Raw genomic sequence first — 17,043 nt, 5'->3', positions numbered from 1 at the left:
TAATATTAAAACTTCTATATTCTATAGATTTTTCCTTCCAAGCCGTTAATCAATGAACTTGTATGTTTGCCATAACAAGAATGATAAAATAATGAATAAGGTTCTTTAACTGCTTAGAACATTAAGGGGGTCTTTCGACAAATCGAGGAATATGACATCATGCTTGACTCTGCACATCTGATAATTTTAAACCATGCTGTAAAACTACAAATTAACGGAGGTTGCTTAAAGAGATAGATGTTTAATATAGGTTACAGAACGATTAAGACCGCAATCGGAGCCGGTATTGCCATTGGCATCGCACAGTTTCTTGGATTAAACTTTTATATCTCCGCAGGAATTATTACCATTTTATGTATCAAACCTACTAAGAAAGCGTCATTATACAGTGCATGGCAACGCTTTATCGCCTGTCTCCTTGCCATGCTGTTTGCTGTCGCTTTCTTCCATATACTAGGATATCATCCTTGGACAATTACACTTGTTTTGCTTTTATTTATTCCATCACTTGTTAAGTTAAAGGCACAAGACGCTGTCGGAACAAGTTCGGTTATTATTCTGCAGTTATACTCACTGGAACAAACATCATGGGCAATTATCTGGAATCAATTTCAAGTGATTGTAATCGGAATCGGCGTTGCACTTTTGATCAACTGGTATATGCCAAGCATGGAGAGACGGATTAAACAATACAGGAAACGAATTGAGGAAAACTTTTCAATCATTTTAAAGGAATTTGCCGTCTACTTGCGCAAAGGCGACTCTGATTGGGCAGGCAAGGAAATTATTGAAACAGGCGACATTCTAAAAGAAGCCAAAATGCTTTCGCTTAAAGATATCGAAAACCATCCGTTTCGTGAAAAAGACAGCTATTACACATATTTTAAAATGAGAGAAGAACAATTTGAAATTTTAGAGCGGCTGATGCCAATGATTGCGTCGCTTGATAAGACTTACAAACAAGGTGAACATATAGCCGATTTTTTAGAGCGCTTAAGCCAGAAAGTATCACCCCAAAATACAGCAAACCTATTCTTAGAAGATCTAAGAGCGATGCGGGCAGAATTTCGCGAATCACCGCTTCCGAAAGATCGAAAGGAATTTGAGATTCGTTCGGCTCTTGCTCATTTTGTAAACGAAATGGAAAAATATCTTGAACTAAAAAGCAATTTACAGAAAACTTCTGATTTAGAGGAATCAAAACGGCAGATGCTGTTCCAGCGTCTATTTGGCCGAACAAACTGAAATAGATAAGACTAGACGCAAACGAGCCGTCTAGTCTTCATTGTTTTTTTAAGTGGAGGCACAATAGTAAAAACAGACCAAAAATAATTTCGACGTCTGCGATATTAAAGATTACCGGACAGGCATGAAAAGAAATAAAATCAACAACATATCCGAAACATAAGCGGCTGACGAGATTGCCGAAAGCACCGCCTATCAATAATGAAAAGCCTAATTGCGCCGGCAGCGAAGGCACACATCTATGATACAAATAAAGAATCAATAGAATTGCGCTACAATTAATGCTAATTAATAGATTGGCATCCCCAGAAAGCAGTCCGAAACTTGCTCCTGTATTATGAACTAATTTCCATGCCAGCCACCCTGGGATAACGGTGATGAGTTGATCTGTTGTTAAATGGGTATCCATCCAATGTTGTTCCCCAATCTAAAATAAAGAAAGCGCCAATGATCCAGCTTACCCGAGTCATTGTATAACTTCCTTTTCCTATAAAGTTAAATAGGTTTCCATGTTATCTCATAAACAAATTATTCATTTTTTAAGTAAAAGTTCATTTGTCGGCTCTTATTTACAATTTTGGGCTATCTCACTATTAGTTGCAAGGGCAAGCGTCCAAAAATCCCGGCTTGCAAATAACAAGCGGTTAAAAAAGCTTCATAAAAAGCAAATGGAGTGTATATATTATAGAAATCATGACAGACATTTCGAAAGTTACAATGCCTATGGCCCAGACAAAGCAAAACATCTTAACAGAAACAGCGACCAAGTGTAATGTTTTGAACAGCATCTTATATAGGGTGCTCGTCAAAAGATTGAAATAGGAAAGGGGTAAAAATATGATTTTTTCTGAATGGGATGAAGCGTCGATCAACCATGACCAACAGAAAGAAAAAGAAACATTAAACCAAAAGCCCAACAATGAACATGGCAATATTTCACTTCTATTGGAAATCGCCAATCAGCTTAACAAGTGCAAAACAACATTAGAAGAAGAATATGGAACAAAAGCAGCAAAGCTTGCTGAAATCCCATTTAATCGGTTAATCCATCACATTTTGGATATTTATGATGTTACAAACGTCGATATAAAAGCGAATCATATTAGCATTCAACTTTCAAATTCGTAATTTCCGAAATATAACCTATGTCTTACACTTGCCAGAAATCTAGATTTATAAATTCGAAAGGCCGGCTTAACCAGAAGCCGGCCTTTCGTTTTGACTGGAACGAATAAATGTCCATCTCTTACGGCTTTATTTTTCCTCACAGATACATTATCGAATGCCTATTGAAACTGACCAATCGTTATAGTCAGCAGATTTAATTTTTATTAGAATTCTGCATTGCTGTCAGATTAATAAGCCCGTTTCCTTGAGCTTTTCTGCTTACACCTAAATCCTCAGCATGCTTGCATAACTGGGCATATAATTCCGGTTCTGTCAGAGTGCGGCCGAATTGCTTTTCTGATATTTTCTTAACTAATGCTGCCGCACCCGAAACATGCGGTGTCGCCATTGATGTTCCGCTCATTTTTGCATATTGGCCGCCTGGATAAGTGCTAATAATATCTACCCCCGGAGCAACGAGATCTATTTCACTATTAGTATTTGAAAAATCAGCTATATTTTTGTTTAAATCTACTGCACCGACTTCAACGACTTCCGGATACGCCCCTGGATAATCTCGTTCATCTGTATCGGGATCGCCATCCCCTTCATTTCCTGAAGCGCAAACGACAAGAATATTATTTTGAACAGCTTTCTTGATCAGTTGATGCTCCTGCTCATCAGCCTGGCCGCCTAAAGACATAGAAATAATATTAACCTTTTCTCCTTTTGCTCCCCGCCAATTTATAGCATATTCAATGGCATTATTAATCCATTGAGATTCACCTTCACCTTGCTGATTGAGCGCTTTCAACACCAGCACCTTGGCTAATGGAGATACACCGACGACACCCCTATTATTTAGAGAGGCCAGTATCGTTCCTGATACATGAGTGCCATGACCGTGATCATCTTGATAATCGCCAGTGCCAGTAAAATCCTTGCCATCTATAATTCTATCTTTTAAGTCGGGGTGATTTTTATCGATACCTGTATCTATTACAGCAACGATCGCTTCTCGTCCATAATCGGCTTCATTCCAAACCTTTGGCGCATGAATCAATTGAATGCCTTTAGGAATATTATCTTTTATCTCCTCGGCACTCATTATTTTTTCAATTCTATGCGGAATGAGTCTTTTATTCATAAAATACCCCTTTCAAAAATAATCTCTCTCGAAAAAGAGAGATACGCTATATGCTATTAAAAAACTTTAAAATGGCTTGGACATATGTTTCATTCTCTTTAAAAAGTGTTAAATGACGACAAATTCTATTCTAGTTCTGAGCTTAAAGACATAACGAACAACCTGAATGACTTTAGCTCATAGACTTTTATCAAACGAAAACTGCATGGGATTAGCTGAGAATACAAAAAACCACCGAATTTTTTCGGTGGCTTTTTGTAGAATTAAAGTCTTATCCTGATAAAATTAATAGCGAAAATAGGTATTATCACGAGGCGTGTAATTTCTTCATATCCTGTTACCGTTTCGACGATTTCAATAATGCCGTCTTTGACTTTCACCAATATTCCTTCAATCAGAACATGGTCAGTAGCAACCTCAACTTTTTTGCCTTTAATTTCTTTTAATTGCTCTTCAGTTGTTAATGACATAAGAAAACTCCTTTATTCTAAAATAGTTACGAATTGAATATTTGGCAATAAAACATACACAAAAACAGAATCGGATTCCTCAAGAACCGCATAACCGTCTTTAACCTTTATCAATGTTCCAACGACCGGACCAAACTTTGTCACAATTTCCACTTTTGAATTTAACAATTTTAAAAGCTGGTGCCGCAATTCATCGCAGCAAGGTTCGCCAATTTTTTTATTCAGCATTTTAACTATCCTTTCTTAATAAATTACACCTTAAAAGATATTCAACAAAATCTCTAATGTATAGTTTTCTTTACTAAAATTACCAAAAATAGTTATATATTTATTTTTTCCTACACGACGTTTCAGCTCAATTACCATTTTTATCAAATTCCGTTTTTTGCTCTCACTTTTAAAAGTTGGTTTACATAGTAATAGTCGAGGTGAATTATCATGTTATATAAACGGACTAAGGGTTTAATCAGTGTGGTTATTACATGTTATAATGTTGAGTCTTTTATCGAAGATTGTTAAGACGGTCTTCTGAACCAAACCTATAAAAATATTGAAGTGATTATAGTTAATGATGCTTCTACTGATCAAACTGTTCAGAAGATAGAAGATTGGGAGAAAAAAATGGATCCCCATTTCGACATTAAATTAATTGATCTTCCAAGCAATGTCGGTTTTTCCGGTTCACTGAACATTGGCTATTTTTTAAGTTCGGGGGAATTTATAGCCGTCCACGACGGTGATGATATTTCACATCCGGAACGATTAGAAAGACAGATTAAATTTTTGAAAGATAATCCCGATATAGACCTTGTCGGTACTAATTATTCATATTTTCCGACAGGAGATTTTTCTAATCAAACAAAGGCAAATTGGCTAAAGTTTGGCGATGATATCCTAAAAACCTACGCTCATGGCGGGCATTGTGTTTGCCATGGAACGATCTTATTTCGCGGGAAGGTTTTCGATCAGTTAGGCGGGCCTACAAGAAGGGTTAAAGGCGCTGAGGATTATGAATTTATCGTGAAATTTCTTAATGCTCAATTAAAAATTGACAATTTGCCGGAAGTTTTATATTACTACCGCAGTCACCCTAATCAACGTTCCCGGCAATTTTTCACAAAGGCAAGTGATAAACAATGAATGTTCAATCTGTTCGGATATTGATGGCGTTGGATAGCTTAGATGTGGGCGGAACGGAAACGCATGTATTGAGCCTGGCTGAAGAATTGATTCAACGCGGGGTTTACCTCGTTATCGCCGGACGAGAAGGCAAACTGCTATCTGAATTCAAAAAAATCGGATGCCCCATTTATCTGGTAAACTTTCCTTTGACTTTAAATATTGAAGAAGAACAAAAAAAGGACTTATATGAAAAAATACGCACTATTATGGAAAAAGAAAAAATAACGATTGTTCACGCCCACCAAACACCTTCAGGATTCATAACTTTTTCTGCAGCCAAAGATTTAGGAATCCCTGCTATTTTCACAGTTCATGGCACATACTACCCCAAATCAGAAATCATCCAAGTATTAAAATTAAGTTCATTGATCATTTGTGTCAGTCCGCCGACCCAAAAATATATTGAAGAATTAAATGATCAGTCTTCTATTATTATTCCTAATGGCATTAATACAAGCCAATATACTCTGATAGATGACAGCGAAGTTTTAGATTTGAAAAAGCAATTAGGTATTCCTCCTGACGCCGCTACAATATTGTACAGCAGCCGTTTGAACTGGGCAAAAGCCAATATTTGTATGATGTTATTAAGAGCTTGCAAAGACATCAAATTATCATTCGCTCCAAATCTTCATGTCATTATCGTAGGAGACGGACCGCGATTTCACGATATTCAAAACCTGGCAAACCTCATCAATCGAACTTGTAAAGACGAATTTATCCATCTTATCGGAGAAAAATATCATGATATGCAAAAATATTATTCTATGGCAGACTGTGTCGTTGGGACTGGAAGAGTTGCTCTTGAAGCCATGGCTTGCTCAAAACCCGTTATTGCAGTGGGAAACCACGGCTACTTTGGATTGGTCAGAAAAGAAGAGTATGAAGAGGCTTGGTATTGTTATTTCGGTGATCATGCCTCTAAGAAATCATGCAGCAGATTCACCCTGGTTCATGATCTCAAACCTATTGTCTCTTCAAAATCATACGCAGAAAAAATTGGCTCTGATGCAAGGAAGTGGGTCGTTGATCAATTCGATATTCATCAATCCGCGGAAAAATTATTAAATTTATATATTTCAATGTTAGGAGATACTGCCACATGAAAAAAATTCTCTATATAGGCTGGATTGGGTTTGGCAACCTTGGAGATGAATTGTTATGGCATATCTTTAAGGATTTAAGCAATTATTATTTGAATCAGGAAGAAATAAAAATTATCCCCTCTCTTCCTGATTTAGATATTCAAAATATAGAACCCTATGATGCGATTGTACTTGGCGGGGGTTCTTTATTATTGCCTGGTTATATTGAAATTCTATATAAGGCTATTGAAAGGCAAAAGGAAATTTTTATCTGGGGAAGCGGCATTGATTGGATTGATAAGGAAGAACTGGATTTAATCTTGTTAGGAAAAGCGCCTTGTTTAGAAAAACTTTCCCCAGAACGAGAGGCTGCAATATTAAGAGAAACTTTCGCAAAAGCCAAATTTGCCGGAGTAAGAGGACCTTTAACAAAACAAGTGCTTGCGTCTCTAGGCGCAAACAGCAAAAACATTCAAATCATAGGGGACCCAGGATTATTGTTGGAAACACAAGACATTCCAAATATCAAAAACCAAGAAAAAATCGTAGGAATCAATTGGGGAACAACTTATGACCGGCTTTACGGACAAAATGAAATAGAAGTCGAAGATGCCCTGGTTAACGTCTCAAAAAACTTAATTAAACAAGGCTATAAAATTTTAATCTATACTGTTTGGGCTGCTGACTCCCCTTCTTGCCAAAGGCTGTTTGAAAAGATTAACAGTCCCGAAAATGTTAAATTTGACGATACTTTATATAACGAACAGGAGCTCATGTCTCAATTATCTTCTTGTTCAATGACCATCAATTTTAAACTCCATGCCAACCTGTTATCGTTGGCCACTCATGTGCCTTGCATCCCGCTCGGTTATCGTTTCAAAGTGTTTGATCTCGCTTATTTGCTGGGTTTGGAGAAATATATTGTATCAACTGATGCCCCGCTTTTAGATATAAATATATTGGAGCGCGTGAAATTAATCGAAGATAACCATTCGGAAATACTCAAGCAATTTCGGCTGACTCAAAAATATTATAATCATAAATTATTGGAACCTTTTCAAAATCAATTTAAATGGCAGGATTAACGATTTCAAAACATGAGCTTATCGTTTTTTAAATATTCCCCTTTAACAGGATGAATCAATAATAAAAATAACCAGCTTAAAAAATAAGCTGGTTTTTCCACTTACAATACTTCTAATGGATGACTGTGCAACATATAAAAGAACTTTTGGCTTGACGTCAATCTATCAAATAAAAACATCCGATACTGCCCGGCACGCAATATTTTAATTTCTACGACATCTTTTGAAAAAGGAACAGGCAAAGCTTTTCCATTTTTGAAGAGGATTGTTGAATAACCGGGTCCTTTGTCAATCACTTTTCCTATATGATGATGGGAAAGCCATATGCACATTTCATTATTCGGCGATTCAAGCGGGAAAACAACAATGCCGCTGACATCATTTATCACAATTGGCTGCATTTTAGTATAGTTCATCAGTTTCGTTGTTCCGTCAACACGCCCCGTATAAGTCGACCCGCCTGCATAACAGCTGTCTTTAACAATATTAAGGGGTTTATTCTCGATTACGAGAACTTGATCAGATTCATAAATTTCCGTATATACTTCACCTTTTTCATTATAAAATGGCACAAGCGCCATCGTTTTTGGATGAATCACATAAGTGAATCCAAGATATTCCACGTATATTCCTCCTTTTATTTACTAAAAAAAGAGGGTATACTAACAATATGTTGGCATACCCAACATGTCTAATCCCTTAAGTGTGTGCTTTTGCAGGCTGTACACTTAAGGGATTTATTTTTTTCCTTCCAATATCCATCACCCCCCTTCCATCCATTCCACAAGCTTAAGCAATGTTTTTTTATCTTTGGATAAATGATAATAGTTTTTGTGTCCCCTAAAATCACCTGCAAACGTTTGCCACTTAGGATGATGAATGCTCCAATCAATGTTTAATAACCTCGCCATCCGCTCTTTGACAATCTTTTTCCGTGCGTTCAATGACTTATTATTCGTTCTTCTATTGACATAATAAGCAATGGCCCGAAGCATAGGGAATCCGGCTAATATCGTATGTTCGTAATTCCCAATCGTTTCGGGATCATGTAATTGAAACAAACAGTTTAACCACTCATTAATGAGTTGAATATACTCTTCCTCAGATAAATAATAAGGAGTCTTTCTTTGCTCAAAATGGCTGTTAATTTCTATGCCGATAAATATGCCGACGATTTGTTTTAATTGCGACAGTGAAAGAAGGTTTTTGTTTGTCGGCTTGATGACCGCCCTTTTTTCTGTTTCAACGCCAGCCGTCTGTAAATCTTTATTTGTAGTCATTAACTTGTTCGTAATGACGTTTAGAAGGTTTCGAGAATCATAAGAGATTCTTTTTGATAGGGCCACTTTCTTCCCTTTAGTATTAAAATCCACGAAGAGCTGGTTACATTCTTCAGAGGTTAGGCCGCTAAACATCTGTACCGCGATTTGAGCATCTTTTAATAGAAGGGAGAGAGCGATATAGTTTTTAAAATCTTCGCCCGTTCTATGTTTATTATTTTTCATGTCTTTTGCGAGTTGGCATAAAGCCAAAACCCTTTTACTTCCATCAATGACTCGAAAGTATTGCGGTTTTTGAACAAGATGGGCATCTGTATTGGCTACTATCGGCGGAAGATATATTTTCTTTTCCTTTGCATTGTTAAAAATATATTTTTTTAAATGCCTTACTTGGGATTGATTAGTTTGCCTGATCGTTATAAGTTCTTTGTCCATCAATTGTACTAATTCTTCAACAGAATAGGTGTACATACATTGTTCAATAGACAACGCTGCCACCTTCTTTGCAAACCAATGACATAAACTTTTTTGATAACTTTTGAATGGCTGAAGTGCTTGAATGGTTCTTAATTCGCCTTGTTGAGGAGTCATAGAAGTTTTTAAAAAGCGGATCAGAATGGAGCCACGTGCAATGATGCGTTAATTTTTTAATTGAGTTTATCGCTTCGCTGTAAGTTAAATCGCAGCTGTTTGCCAATTGAAAGACTGTATAGGCTGTTGCGACTTGAATTCCCGATAATCCTGTGACATATTTCTCCCTATCATGCATATTCCTTGGAAAAACGTCTAACCAAGATTCAAAGAATGCAACGGCAATATCAAACATTTCATCTTTTCTGCACTTTTTTGGATTTGGTGAACCTTTTTTCACTGTTAGAATGCCTTCGAATAAAGCTAAAAGACACCGTCGCATAATCGTTAGAGAAGTCACTGAGCTATTTTGAACCGTTAATCTTGACAACTTCATTTCAATATCAAAAGAATTTTTCAACTGATTCGCAATTTGTCTCGTTAGTTCGATATATTCATCACGATGATCATATTGCATAATAAGTCCATAATGCGCTTCTTTTCTTTCTGTATTGATGTCTGTAAACAGTTGGCGCTCATCTTCTTTTGATAAATTTAAATATATTTGCATCGAGATCGGATAATTCCTGAGTTTCTCAATATCCTTTTTAATGACTTGAATGTCCTCTTCCCGCTCTGGAAAGGATCCTTCAAGAACAGATAATTCACTTTGCAAATCAAGAATGGCTTTCTCCATACTTTTGTAGCGGTGCTGCCCGTCTAATATAAACAGCCGCTTACCCGGGGGTATTTCCCATGTACCGTTGCTGTTTTCGACACTGTCTCGGGCTGAGAATATAAATGGCGAAAAATAAAATGTGCCTTCCCGGACGGTATGTAAAATAAACGCCTTAATATCATTGCACTTCTTAATATCTAATTCACGCTGCACCTCTCTATCAATATCGAAGATAGATTCTAAATACCTGAAATATACAGTTGAAACTAAAACTTCTTTGCCAAATTGTTGATAAATGTCCCCATTCAGGCGCGCAGTTACGCCAGAATTCATCATCATTTGCACCTCCTATTACAAAATTCGTATTCTTATGCCCCATTATAACTTATTATGATAGATTATGAAACATAATTTCTCGCCAATTCTAAAATTTCCGATTAAATAATTCTGTTTTATTAAATATTTGATTTTAATCATTCTCCTTAATCATTGACATTTATAATTAAATATAATATAATTTCTATTTTTACAAAAAACAACTAAAAGCGGCTTTTACAGACCTCTCTCCAGCAGCAAAAAAAAACACAGTTATAAAAACTGTGCTCGTGGTCAGAACATTTAAGATTTATATATCTATCTTCTAAAAAATGAAGCGATAAACTAAATTCGTTTCATTTATAAAATTTAATAGCAACTCTGCTTAACAACAGCATCTGTGTCTTCTGCAATGTTTGCGGCGGCATTTCCTAAAACAGCAGCATTCTTCTCTTTCACAACAGTGTCTGCGTCTGCAGCAGCATTCTTCTCTTTCGCAACAGTGTCTGCGTCTGCAGCAGCAATGATGTCTATGTCGGCAATGGCATCTATGATGACATCTATCACATTCATGACAACATTTATTTGTAAAGGACATAAAATCCCTCCTTCATCATTCTTTCTTTATATTTAATGATGGAAAGGGATTTTTTGTATAGACGACCTTCTTTATTAAATCTTTTTTGGTCTTTTGCTGCATGCCATTTTTGCTTTAGCATCCCTGATATCTTTTGTGTTTCTTATACTGTGCTATTGTTTGCTCTGGCATATCGTATTTCAAAAAATTATAAATCCATTTTTCTCCTAATTATATGATGGAAGCGATCTTGACAAAAAATCATATAATATATCAACAACTACATAGATAAAAGGGTTTAAATATTTTTTACCTCCTTTTTTTATCTAAACCCTTTGCCGCTTATTTTAATCAGCTTTCTATGTAGTTGTTATTTGTGCTCCTTATTCTATTTATCATTCTTCATTCCAGTGCTATCGCACATTTTTTCCGCCCTCCACCTTTGACCATACCATTATTAAAAATAACAATAAAATATAATAAAAAAGGAGGTCAATCCATTATGGGTCATAAAAACAACCTATTTGATGATTGTTGCTTTGAAAGAAAAGAATTATGGATAAAAGAACGCGATCATCATTGCTGCGAAGAAGATTGTGAATTTAAAGAAGAACACTGTGAGGAAGAATGCTGCGAAGAAAAATGTGTCGGTGTCGTCACATCAGGATCTTTGCTGACTCTGGCTGTTACAGGCGCCCCTATTCCTCTGCCTTTAACGTCTCCTAAGCTGGTGACAGATTGTGTTCGTATATCTCCTACCGGCGGTATTATTGTGGAAGAAGAAGGCGACTATCTTGTTGAATTTACAGCTAGCGTACTTGTTGTATCCGTAACAGGCAGTCTTTCCGTATATGCAGATTCTAAATTTTTAGGAAACGCAGGTCCGCTGTCTGCTGTTGGTTTGGCTAATTTTGCTGAAATCGTTCATCTTTGTAAAGGTGATCTCGTTCAAGTTGTAGCGAATGGACCTATTGCTGCTGGTGTACTTGGCCAAGGTACTTTAACTGTGGCAAAACTAGATGAATGTTAATTATAAAAGAGCATAAGAGTAGGCCATTTTTAAACGGCCTGCTTTTTCATATTTGTCTCGCAGCCAAGATGAGGAATGATCGAAATAGAACCTTCACGTGCTCTTCTTCTAGAACAATCGCACATTTTCCTCCTCTTCCGCCTTTGACCATACCATAATAGAAAATAGCAATATGATATAATGAAAGGAGGTCAAATAATGAGCTTTGATAATAGACATAAACCTAACCTTTTTGAAGATTGCTGCTTTGAGAGAAGAGAATTCTTTATTAATAAAAAATTTGAAGATGAGTGTTGTGAACGCGAGAAAGAAGAATGCTGCGAAGAAGAGGAATGCGTCGGTGTCGTCACATCAGGATCTTTATTGACTCTAGCCGTCACAGGAACTCCTATTCCTCTTCCATTAACAACCCCTGTCTTAGTGACAGATTGTGTTCGTATTGCTCCTACCGGCGGTATTATTGTGGAAGAAGAAGGCGACTACCTTGTTGAATTTACAGCCAATGTATTAGTTGTTTCAGCAACAGGCGGTCTTTCCGTATATGCAGATTCTAAATTTTTAGGAAATGCAGGTCCGCTGTCTGCTGTTGGCTTGGCTAATTTTGCTGAAATCGTTCATCTTTGCAAAGGTGACCTCGTTCAAGTTGTGGCTAATGGACCAATTGCTGCCGGTGTTCTTGGCCAAGGTACTTTAACTGTAGCAAAACTAGATGAATGTTAATGAGAAAGCAATAATATTGCGCCTCTAAAGGCTGTCAGTCCGACAGCCTTTTTTACGCTTGCGGTTTAGCTAAGTTTATTTAGATATTAATATTTATATGAGATCACCAGCTGCCTTGATATATATATCACTCATTAGCACTATAAGGGTATAAGATATAGTTTCATCTTTTCGGGATTGCGGATTTGGCAATAATGTAAAGCTATGGTTTCAAAGCGCTCGAGTCAGTTTCTTCATTTGCCGTAAAAATGGCTCAGCTGCGGCTGGCAGTCATTCGGAACCATTCACGAGGATGATAATGTATTTGGCATTTCCATTTCTTCGGCTGAATAACATTGTTAAAGAAAGGTGAAAGGAGTGGGTTGCCAGTGCAAAATATATTCACGGTTCTTGAATGCAGAAAGTGTAACAAAGCCTATAACGTCAAACCTGAGAAAATGCTTGCTCATTATGCCAATATCCATTGTCCGCATTGCGGAGCCATGGCAAAGATGCCATCCGCATTAGAAAAATATTATCATTCAATGAACGATTTTAAACAGCATCTCAGCGGCGCAGCGAAAACTTAACTTAGATGCGCCGCATAAATCTCTTCTAATAACTTAAACCAAGCTGCTCTTTAAAAGAATGCCATCTCCTTTTAACTGCCATGCCTAAACGGCAATGCTATTTTTTTCGATAAAGGATAAAAACATCATAAAGATGATTTAGAATAGCTTTCCTTTCTAATTGGAAAGCTATTTTTATATTGGGAAAAAATCACATCATAAATACAAATATGACTTCACGGGGAGAAAAATGTTTCAATGGCTATTGAACGAGCTTCAACAACATTTACATTGAAAAAGAAATGTTTAATTAAAATATGGTTTTTTTGGGAACGGATTTATCATCGGCTTAATCGTCTGAGTTTGGGCCATGAAGAAGATTTGCTTTATTTTAAGGTCAAGATTTATAAAGGTCGGCCGTTATTGCTCAATGACGGTGAGTGTATTAAGAAAGGCGACTTGATACTTGAACTTCATTTCAATAACAAAATGCTGTTAAAAAAAGCTTCGAAAGCCAAAAATAACATTCATTTGGCTTTAAGTCTTATCCACGCCATGAAGACAACATTAATACGAATAGGTGCTTATATAGAAGAAATCGAACGCCAAAAAATGACTATTAAGGCTCTGTATGGGATATCCATTTTACATAAAGGCGCTCATCAGTTTGGCTTCAATGTTATTGATATACAGGAAAAATGGTCAGAAAAATGGCAGCGGTTGTTCTTGCAAATATTATTAGTTGTTGTTCACCCCAGCGGCAGAAAAGGAATGATCACAAAAAGCCATGATTTATATCCAAAAATAATCGCAGTATCGAAAAAAACATTTAAAGATAATCTAGGCAAGCTTTATTCAAATTAAGAAAGTACCTATCACAAAAGAAGAGAGATAGGTACTTCCTATATGGCTTATTGGTTTTGCTGGTTTTGCTTATTTTGCTGGTTGCTGCTTGTCGTATTTTGTGCTGTATCACTAATCGCTTGAGCCGTTTGACTCACAGCATTTGTAGTGATATTTTTCGTTGCTTCCAATGTATTTTGCGCAGCATTAAAAATAGCCTGTGTCCCGGTATTAACCGTATTCGCTACTCTGTTTGCAACATTTTGCTGACCTTGATTCTGACCCGTGTTTTTTTGATTTGCCATTTTTTCACCTCCAACTTTATATTGCGGCAATAGATATCAAAATAACCCTTGATTTTTTTGTCAAAAATATAATAAGCAAAGGTTTAATTTGCCTTAAAGGTTTTGATCGCGGAAGAAAGAGGTTAAAGATGTTATCGAATATCTTGATTGGATTTATAGTGCCATGGATCTTCGGCGTATGGTTATATTTAATCAACCCTAAAGCAGTTTTAACAATAGCTCCTTTCATGTCCGTGATAGCCTATACCGTAAACCAATGGGGATTTTATGTTGAATTTTGGGATTTAATGCCCGTATTAAAAGATAAAACAGCTTCTGCTGTTCCATTTAATCTTGGCATTTATCCGGTTCTTTCCAGTCTTATGATTCATTTTGTCCATACCCGCAAATCCAATCCTTATTTATGGATTTTTATCGCAGCGTTATTCACTACTTTTCTTGAACTAACATTGTTAATATCAGGTAAAATAGTCTATCACAACGGATGGAATATATTTTGGACATTTATCTCTTATTTGCTTCCATACTGGTTCGTATACCTATATTACAAAGTATTAAAACATCATGGCGTTTTCTGAGCCAAATCTTAAACTCACCAAAAAAAAAAACGATTCTCCTTAATTTTAAGGGAATCGATTAGTTTATAACTGAAATAAGCTGCCGCTAAGACACTCAAGCAAATGGCGGCGGCCAAACTTTTATAAAATCTCCGGCGAAGGCAAAATATCCTTTACAAAGGGTATACTAGCGGGAGAATGTTAGCTTTTTCAGCATTGACCTAAATGGTTTTTAAATAAATTCTCCAAAGTTCAAAAATATCGGACAAAACATTCTCCATACTTCGGTTTATTCGTAAAAGCTCCTGCGCTATCGCCTAAACTTATCATTAATAATCAGCGGATCTAGCCCTGCACCTTTTCTACATATTGAGGATTCGCGGTTATATAATTTCCGCTTTTAAGCTTATACATTTCAGATCCCTCGACGGTTAATATGTCAACAACTGTAAAAACATCGCCTTTATGAACTATTCCAGCCTTAGCATGCCAGTCAGGCTTATTATAGTACCACAAAGAATCCGCTTTCACGCGAATCAAAAAAGTCCCTGAACCAGACTGGTCTTTTAAGCCAAAGGCTTTAACCAGTCCATTAACGTGTCCGCGTGCAACTGCTGTTATCCACGATGGATCCTTCATTTTTGCCGCATCACCAGCATTATCAATAAAACCATTTTCCGTTAAAACCGCAGGCATTATCGTATTCCTTAGAACATAGTAATCGGCTTTCTTTTCGCCGCGATCCCCCAATCCGTTGACCTTGATTACCTCTGAATGAATATCGTTTCGAATTTGACCGGTTCTCGAACTGTCGGATAAACCTGTATCAATATAATCTTCATAGCCCTCTCCGCCGCCGGAATTAATATGAATACTGAGGAAAAAGTCAGCTCCCCATTGATTGGCTTCATTAGTCCGTTCGGCTAACGTTGGATAGGTATCTCCTGTACGCGACATTTTAACACTGACATCGCTGTATTCGCTTGTTAAAATATGATAGATTTCTTTTGAGATTTCTAATGTAATATTTTTTTCCTCGAGACCGTTCCCTTCAGTACCCGGATCACTTCCACCGTGACCGGGATCCAAAAATAGTTTAAATGTCATACTCTATGGCTCCTCATTCATCAAAATATTTTTAATATATTTTATTTAAGAGGACTCTTTTTTGATTATACAATTATATTAGTCGATTGGTTGGATTTACATGAAAAGGATTTAATTATAAGATGATACCAATAACTAAAATTATCAGAATTAACGTAATTTTAAATTTTCTTATAGGAGGATTCATATGACACAAAAATTAGGAATCATCATCTTACATGGGATTGGCAGTCAGAATAGACACTTTGCAGATGATTTTATTCATGAACTCGGGAAAACTTTTAATAAGAAATTAAGTCAACACACTTCGCAATTCGACTCAGAGCTCGTCATCAAACCTGTATTTTGGGGCAAAGTGTTTGAAAATGAGGAAAACAAATTATGGGAAAATACACGTAAAGGAGGCAAGATGGATTATGCTTTAATGAGAGAGTTTGTCATTGATTTTATTGGGGATGCCATTGCCTATCAACCTACTTTATCCGGCAATCCCAACTACGATAAAGTCCATGCAGTATGCGCTGATGCCATCCATGATATTAGCGAAGCCGCCGGTTCCAAAACCCCTTTATTTGTCATTGCCCATAGTCTAGGAACCGTTATTGCCAGCAATTACTTCTATGATTTGCAGTATATTCCAAAACGCATTTCGAAAGCCGTAAAAGGCAAAATTCATCATACACCGATTGAAGAAGGCAAAACATTGACCGCTTTTTATTCATTAGGTTGTCCTATTCCCCTTTGGAGCCTCCGTTATACTGATTTTGATAAAACTATGATTGTTCCTTCAGCATCCCTATCAGATTATTATCCTCACCTTGAAGGAGAATGGTTAAATTTCTACGATAGAGATGATATTTTTGGTTATCCGATAAAAACAATAGATAAAGCCTACGCTGAGATTGTGACCAAAGATATTGAAGTGAATACCGGCGGATTGCTGACAAGCTGGAATCCTTTGTCTCACCTTTATTATTTTAAAAATCAAGAGATTATTAATACCATCGCTGAATCCCTTGTGAAAACGTGGACATTCATTAACTTAAAAATTAAAGATCTTAACTTTAATTAGCCACGCTCATCCTACTGCACTATATTAAAGTGTACCCTTTGTAAAGGACATTTTAAAAAAAGCCTAGGCTATTTTTAGAAGATGATCTCTGTATTGAACAGGGGTCATCCTTTTTAAAT

Annotated in this window: 20 protein-coding genes and 1 pseudogene; 11 read left to right on the top strand and 10 right to left on the bottom strand. The window is 36.6% G+C overall.

Going from position 1 to position 17,043, the window contains the following annotated elements:
* Window positions 1-237: 237 nt before the first annotated feature.
* Window positions 238-1,245 (top strand): aromatic acid exporter family protein, encoded by a 1,008-nt coding sequence (locus tag JOD45_RS12730; protein WP_205004280.1) that lies wholly within the window; start codon window positions 238-240, stop codon window positions 1,243-1,245.
* Window positions 1,246-1,282: 37 nt separating this feature from the next.
* On the opposite strand, the gene JOD45_RS12725 is transcribed toward JOD45_RS12730, so the two are convergent.
* On the bottom strand, window positions 1,283-1,654 hold the full coding sequence (locus JOD45_RS12725; RefSeq protein ID WP_205004279.1) for a signal peptidase II: 372 nt from the start codon (window positions 1,652-1,654) through the stop codon (window positions 1,283-1,285).
* Between the two features lie 428 nt (window positions 1,655-2,082).
* Between JOD45_RS12725 and JOD45_RS12720 the strand changes: the two genes are divergently transcribed.
* Window positions 2,083-2,373, top strand: coding sequence for a hypothetical protein (locus JOD45_RS12720; protein WP_205004278.1), 291 nt, complete (start codon window positions 2,083-2,085; stop codon window positions 2,371-2,373).
* A 193-nt stretch (window positions 2,374-2,566) separates the two neighbouring features.
* On the opposite strand, the gene JOD45_RS12715 is transcribed toward JOD45_RS12720, so the two are convergent.
* From JOD45_RS12715 to JOD45_RS12705, 3 genes are all read right to left on the bottom strand, one after another.
* On the bottom strand, window positions 2,567-3,499 hold the full coding sequence (locus tag JOD45_RS12715) for a S8 family peptidase (RefSeq protein WP_205004277.1): 933 nt from the start codon (window positions 3,497-3,499) through the stop codon (window positions 2,567-2,569).
* A gap of 263 nt (window positions 3,500-3,762) precedes the next feature.
* Entirely contained in the window at window positions 3,763-3,969 is a 207-nt protein-coding gene (locus JOD45_RS12710; RefSeq protein WP_205004276.1) for a hypothetical protein, read from the bottom strand.
* Window positions 3,970-3,981: 12 nt separating this feature from the next.
* Entirely contained in the window at window positions 3,982-4,197 is a 216-nt protein-coding gene (locus tag JOD45_RS12705; protein WP_205004275.1) for a hypothetical protein, read from the bottom strand.
* Between the two features lie 210 nt (window positions 4,198-4,407).
* Here JOD45_RS12705 and JOD45_RS12700 point away from each other — a divergent pair.
* The 3 genes and pseudogenes from JOD45_RS12700 (at window position 4,408) to JOD45_RS12690 (ending at window position 7,321) form a co-directional block, all read left to right on the top strand.
* Window positions 4,408-5,109: pseudogene (locus tag JOD45_RS12700) on the top strand (glycosyltransferase family 2 protein).
* Window positions 5,106-6,257 (top strand): glycosyltransferase, encoded by a 1,152-nt coding sequence (locus JOD45_RS12695; protein WP_205004274.1) that lies wholly within the window; start codon window positions 5,106-5,108, stop codon window positions 6,255-6,257. The pseudogene JOD45_RS12700 and the gene JOD45_RS12695 overlap by 4 nt, the downstream one beginning before the upstream one ends.
* Window positions 6,254-7,321, top strand: a complete 1,068-nt coding sequence (locus tag JOD45_RS12690; RefSeq protein WP_205004273.1) for a polysaccharide pyruvyl transferase family protein — start codon at window positions 6,254-6,256, stop codon at window positions 7,319-7,321. The genes JOD45_RS12695 and JOD45_RS12690 overlap by 4 nt, the downstream gene beginning before the upstream one ends.
* Before the next feature lie 101 nt (window positions 7,322-7,422).
* On the opposite strand, the gene JOD45_RS12685 is transcribed toward JOD45_RS12690, so the two are convergent.
* The 4 genes from JOD45_RS12685 to JOD45_RS12670 all read right to left on the bottom strand — a co-directional run bounded on the left by JOD45_RS12685 (window position 7,423) and on the right by JOD45_RS12670 (window position 10,738).
* Window positions 7,423-7,944 (bottom strand): competence protein ComK, encoded by a 522-nt coding sequence (locus tag JOD45_RS12685; protein WP_205004272.1) that lies wholly within the window; start codon window positions 7,942-7,944, stop codon window positions 7,423-7,425.
* Window positions 7,945-8,082: 138 nt separating this feature from the next.
* Window positions 8,083-9,192, bottom strand: a complete 1,110-nt coding sequence (locus JOD45_RS12680; RefSeq protein WP_205004271.1) for a DNA sulfur modification protein DndB — start codon at window positions 9,190-9,192, stop codon at window positions 8,083-8,085.
* Window positions 9,080-10,186, bottom strand: a complete 1,107-nt coding sequence (locus JOD45_RS12675) for a DNA sulfur modification protein DndB (protein WP_205004270.1) — start codon at window positions 10,184-10,186, stop codon at window positions 9,080-9,082. Before JOD45_RS12675 ends, JOD45_RS12680 begins: the two co-directional genes overlap by 113 nt.
* A gap of 348 nt (window positions 10,187-10,534) precedes the next feature.
* The gene (locus JOD45_RS12670) at window positions 10,535-10,738 is read right to left on the bottom strand and encodes a hypothetical protein (protein WP_205004269.1); all 204 of its coding nucleotides are present in this window, start codon (window positions 10,736-10,738) and stop codon (window positions 10,535-10,537) included.
* A 506-nt stretch (window positions 10,739-11,244) separates the two neighbouring features.
* On the opposite strand from JOD45_RS12670, the gene JOD45_RS12665 reads away from it, so the two are divergent.
* The 4 genes from JOD45_RS12665 to JOD45_RS12650 all read left to right on the top strand — a co-directional run bounded on the left by JOD45_RS12665 (window position 11,245) and on the right by JOD45_RS12650 (window position 13,904).
* On the top strand, window positions 11,245-11,772 hold the full coding sequence (locus JOD45_RS12665) for a hypothetical protein (protein ID WP_205004268.1): 528 nt from the start codon (window positions 11,245-11,247) through the stop codon (window positions 11,770-11,772).
* Between the two features lie 198 nt (window positions 11,773-11,970).
* Complete coding sequence (locus JOD45_RS12660) at window positions 11,971-12,492, top strand: hypothetical protein (RefSeq protein ID WP_205004267.1); 522 nt, start codon at window positions 11,971-11,973, stop codon at window positions 12,490-12,492.
* 368 nt (window positions 12,493-12,860) lie between these two features.
* On the top strand, window positions 12,861-13,061 hold the full coding sequence (locus JOD45_RS12655) for a DUF7836 family putative zinc-binding protein (protein ID WP_205004266.1): 201 nt from the start codon (window positions 12,861-12,863) through the stop codon (window positions 13,059-13,061).
* A gap of 237 nt (window positions 13,062-13,298) precedes the next feature.
* Window positions 13,299-13,904, top strand: coding sequence for a YkoP family protein (locus tag JOD45_RS12650; RefSeq protein ID WP_205004265.1), 606 nt, complete (start codon window positions 13,299-13,301; stop codon window positions 13,902-13,904).
* Window positions 13,905-13,951: 47 nt separating this feature from the next.
* Here the strand turns inward: JOD45_RS12650 and JOD45_RS12645 are convergent, their stop codons facing one another.
* Complete coding sequence (locus tag JOD45_RS12645) at window positions 13,952-14,188, bottom strand: hypothetical protein (RefSeq protein ID WP_205004264.1); 237 nt, start codon at window positions 14,186-14,188, stop codon at window positions 13,952-13,954.
* Window positions 14,189-14,316: 128 nt separating this feature from the next.
* On the opposite strand from JOD45_RS12645, the gene JOD45_RS12640 reads away from it, so the two are divergent.
* The gene (locus JOD45_RS12640; protein ID WP_205004263.1) at window positions 14,317-14,766 is read left to right on the top strand and encodes a CBO0543 family protein; all 450 of its coding nucleotides are present in this window, start codon (window positions 14,317-14,319) and stop codon (window positions 14,764-14,766) included.
* Between the two features lie 324 nt (window positions 14,767-15,090).
* On the opposite strand, the gene JOD45_RS12635 is transcribed toward JOD45_RS12640, so the two are convergent.
* Window positions 15,091-15,852, bottom strand: a complete 762-nt coding sequence (locus JOD45_RS12635; protein WP_205004262.1) for an N-acetylmuramoyl-L-alanine amidase — start codon at window positions 15,850-15,852, stop codon at window positions 15,091-15,093.
* Between the two features lie 187 nt (window positions 15,853-16,039).
* On the opposite strand from JOD45_RS12635, the gene JOD45_RS12630 reads away from it, so the two are divergent.
* The gene (locus tag JOD45_RS12630; RefSeq protein ID WP_205004261.1) at window positions 16,040-16,924 is read left to right on the top strand and encodes a chemotaxis protein; all 885 of its coding nucleotides are present in this window, start codon (window positions 16,040-16,042) and stop codon (window positions 16,922-16,924) included.
* The last annotated feature ends 119 nt before the right edge of the window (window positions 16,925-17,043 follow it).

Source organism: Scopulibacillus daqui (genome assembly GCF_016908855.1).
GTDB lineage: Bacteria > Bacillota > Bacilli > Bacillales > Sporolactobacillaceae > Scopulibacillus_A > Scopulibacillus_A daqui.
This window is presented reverse-complemented; position numbering and strand designations above follow the sequence as displayed.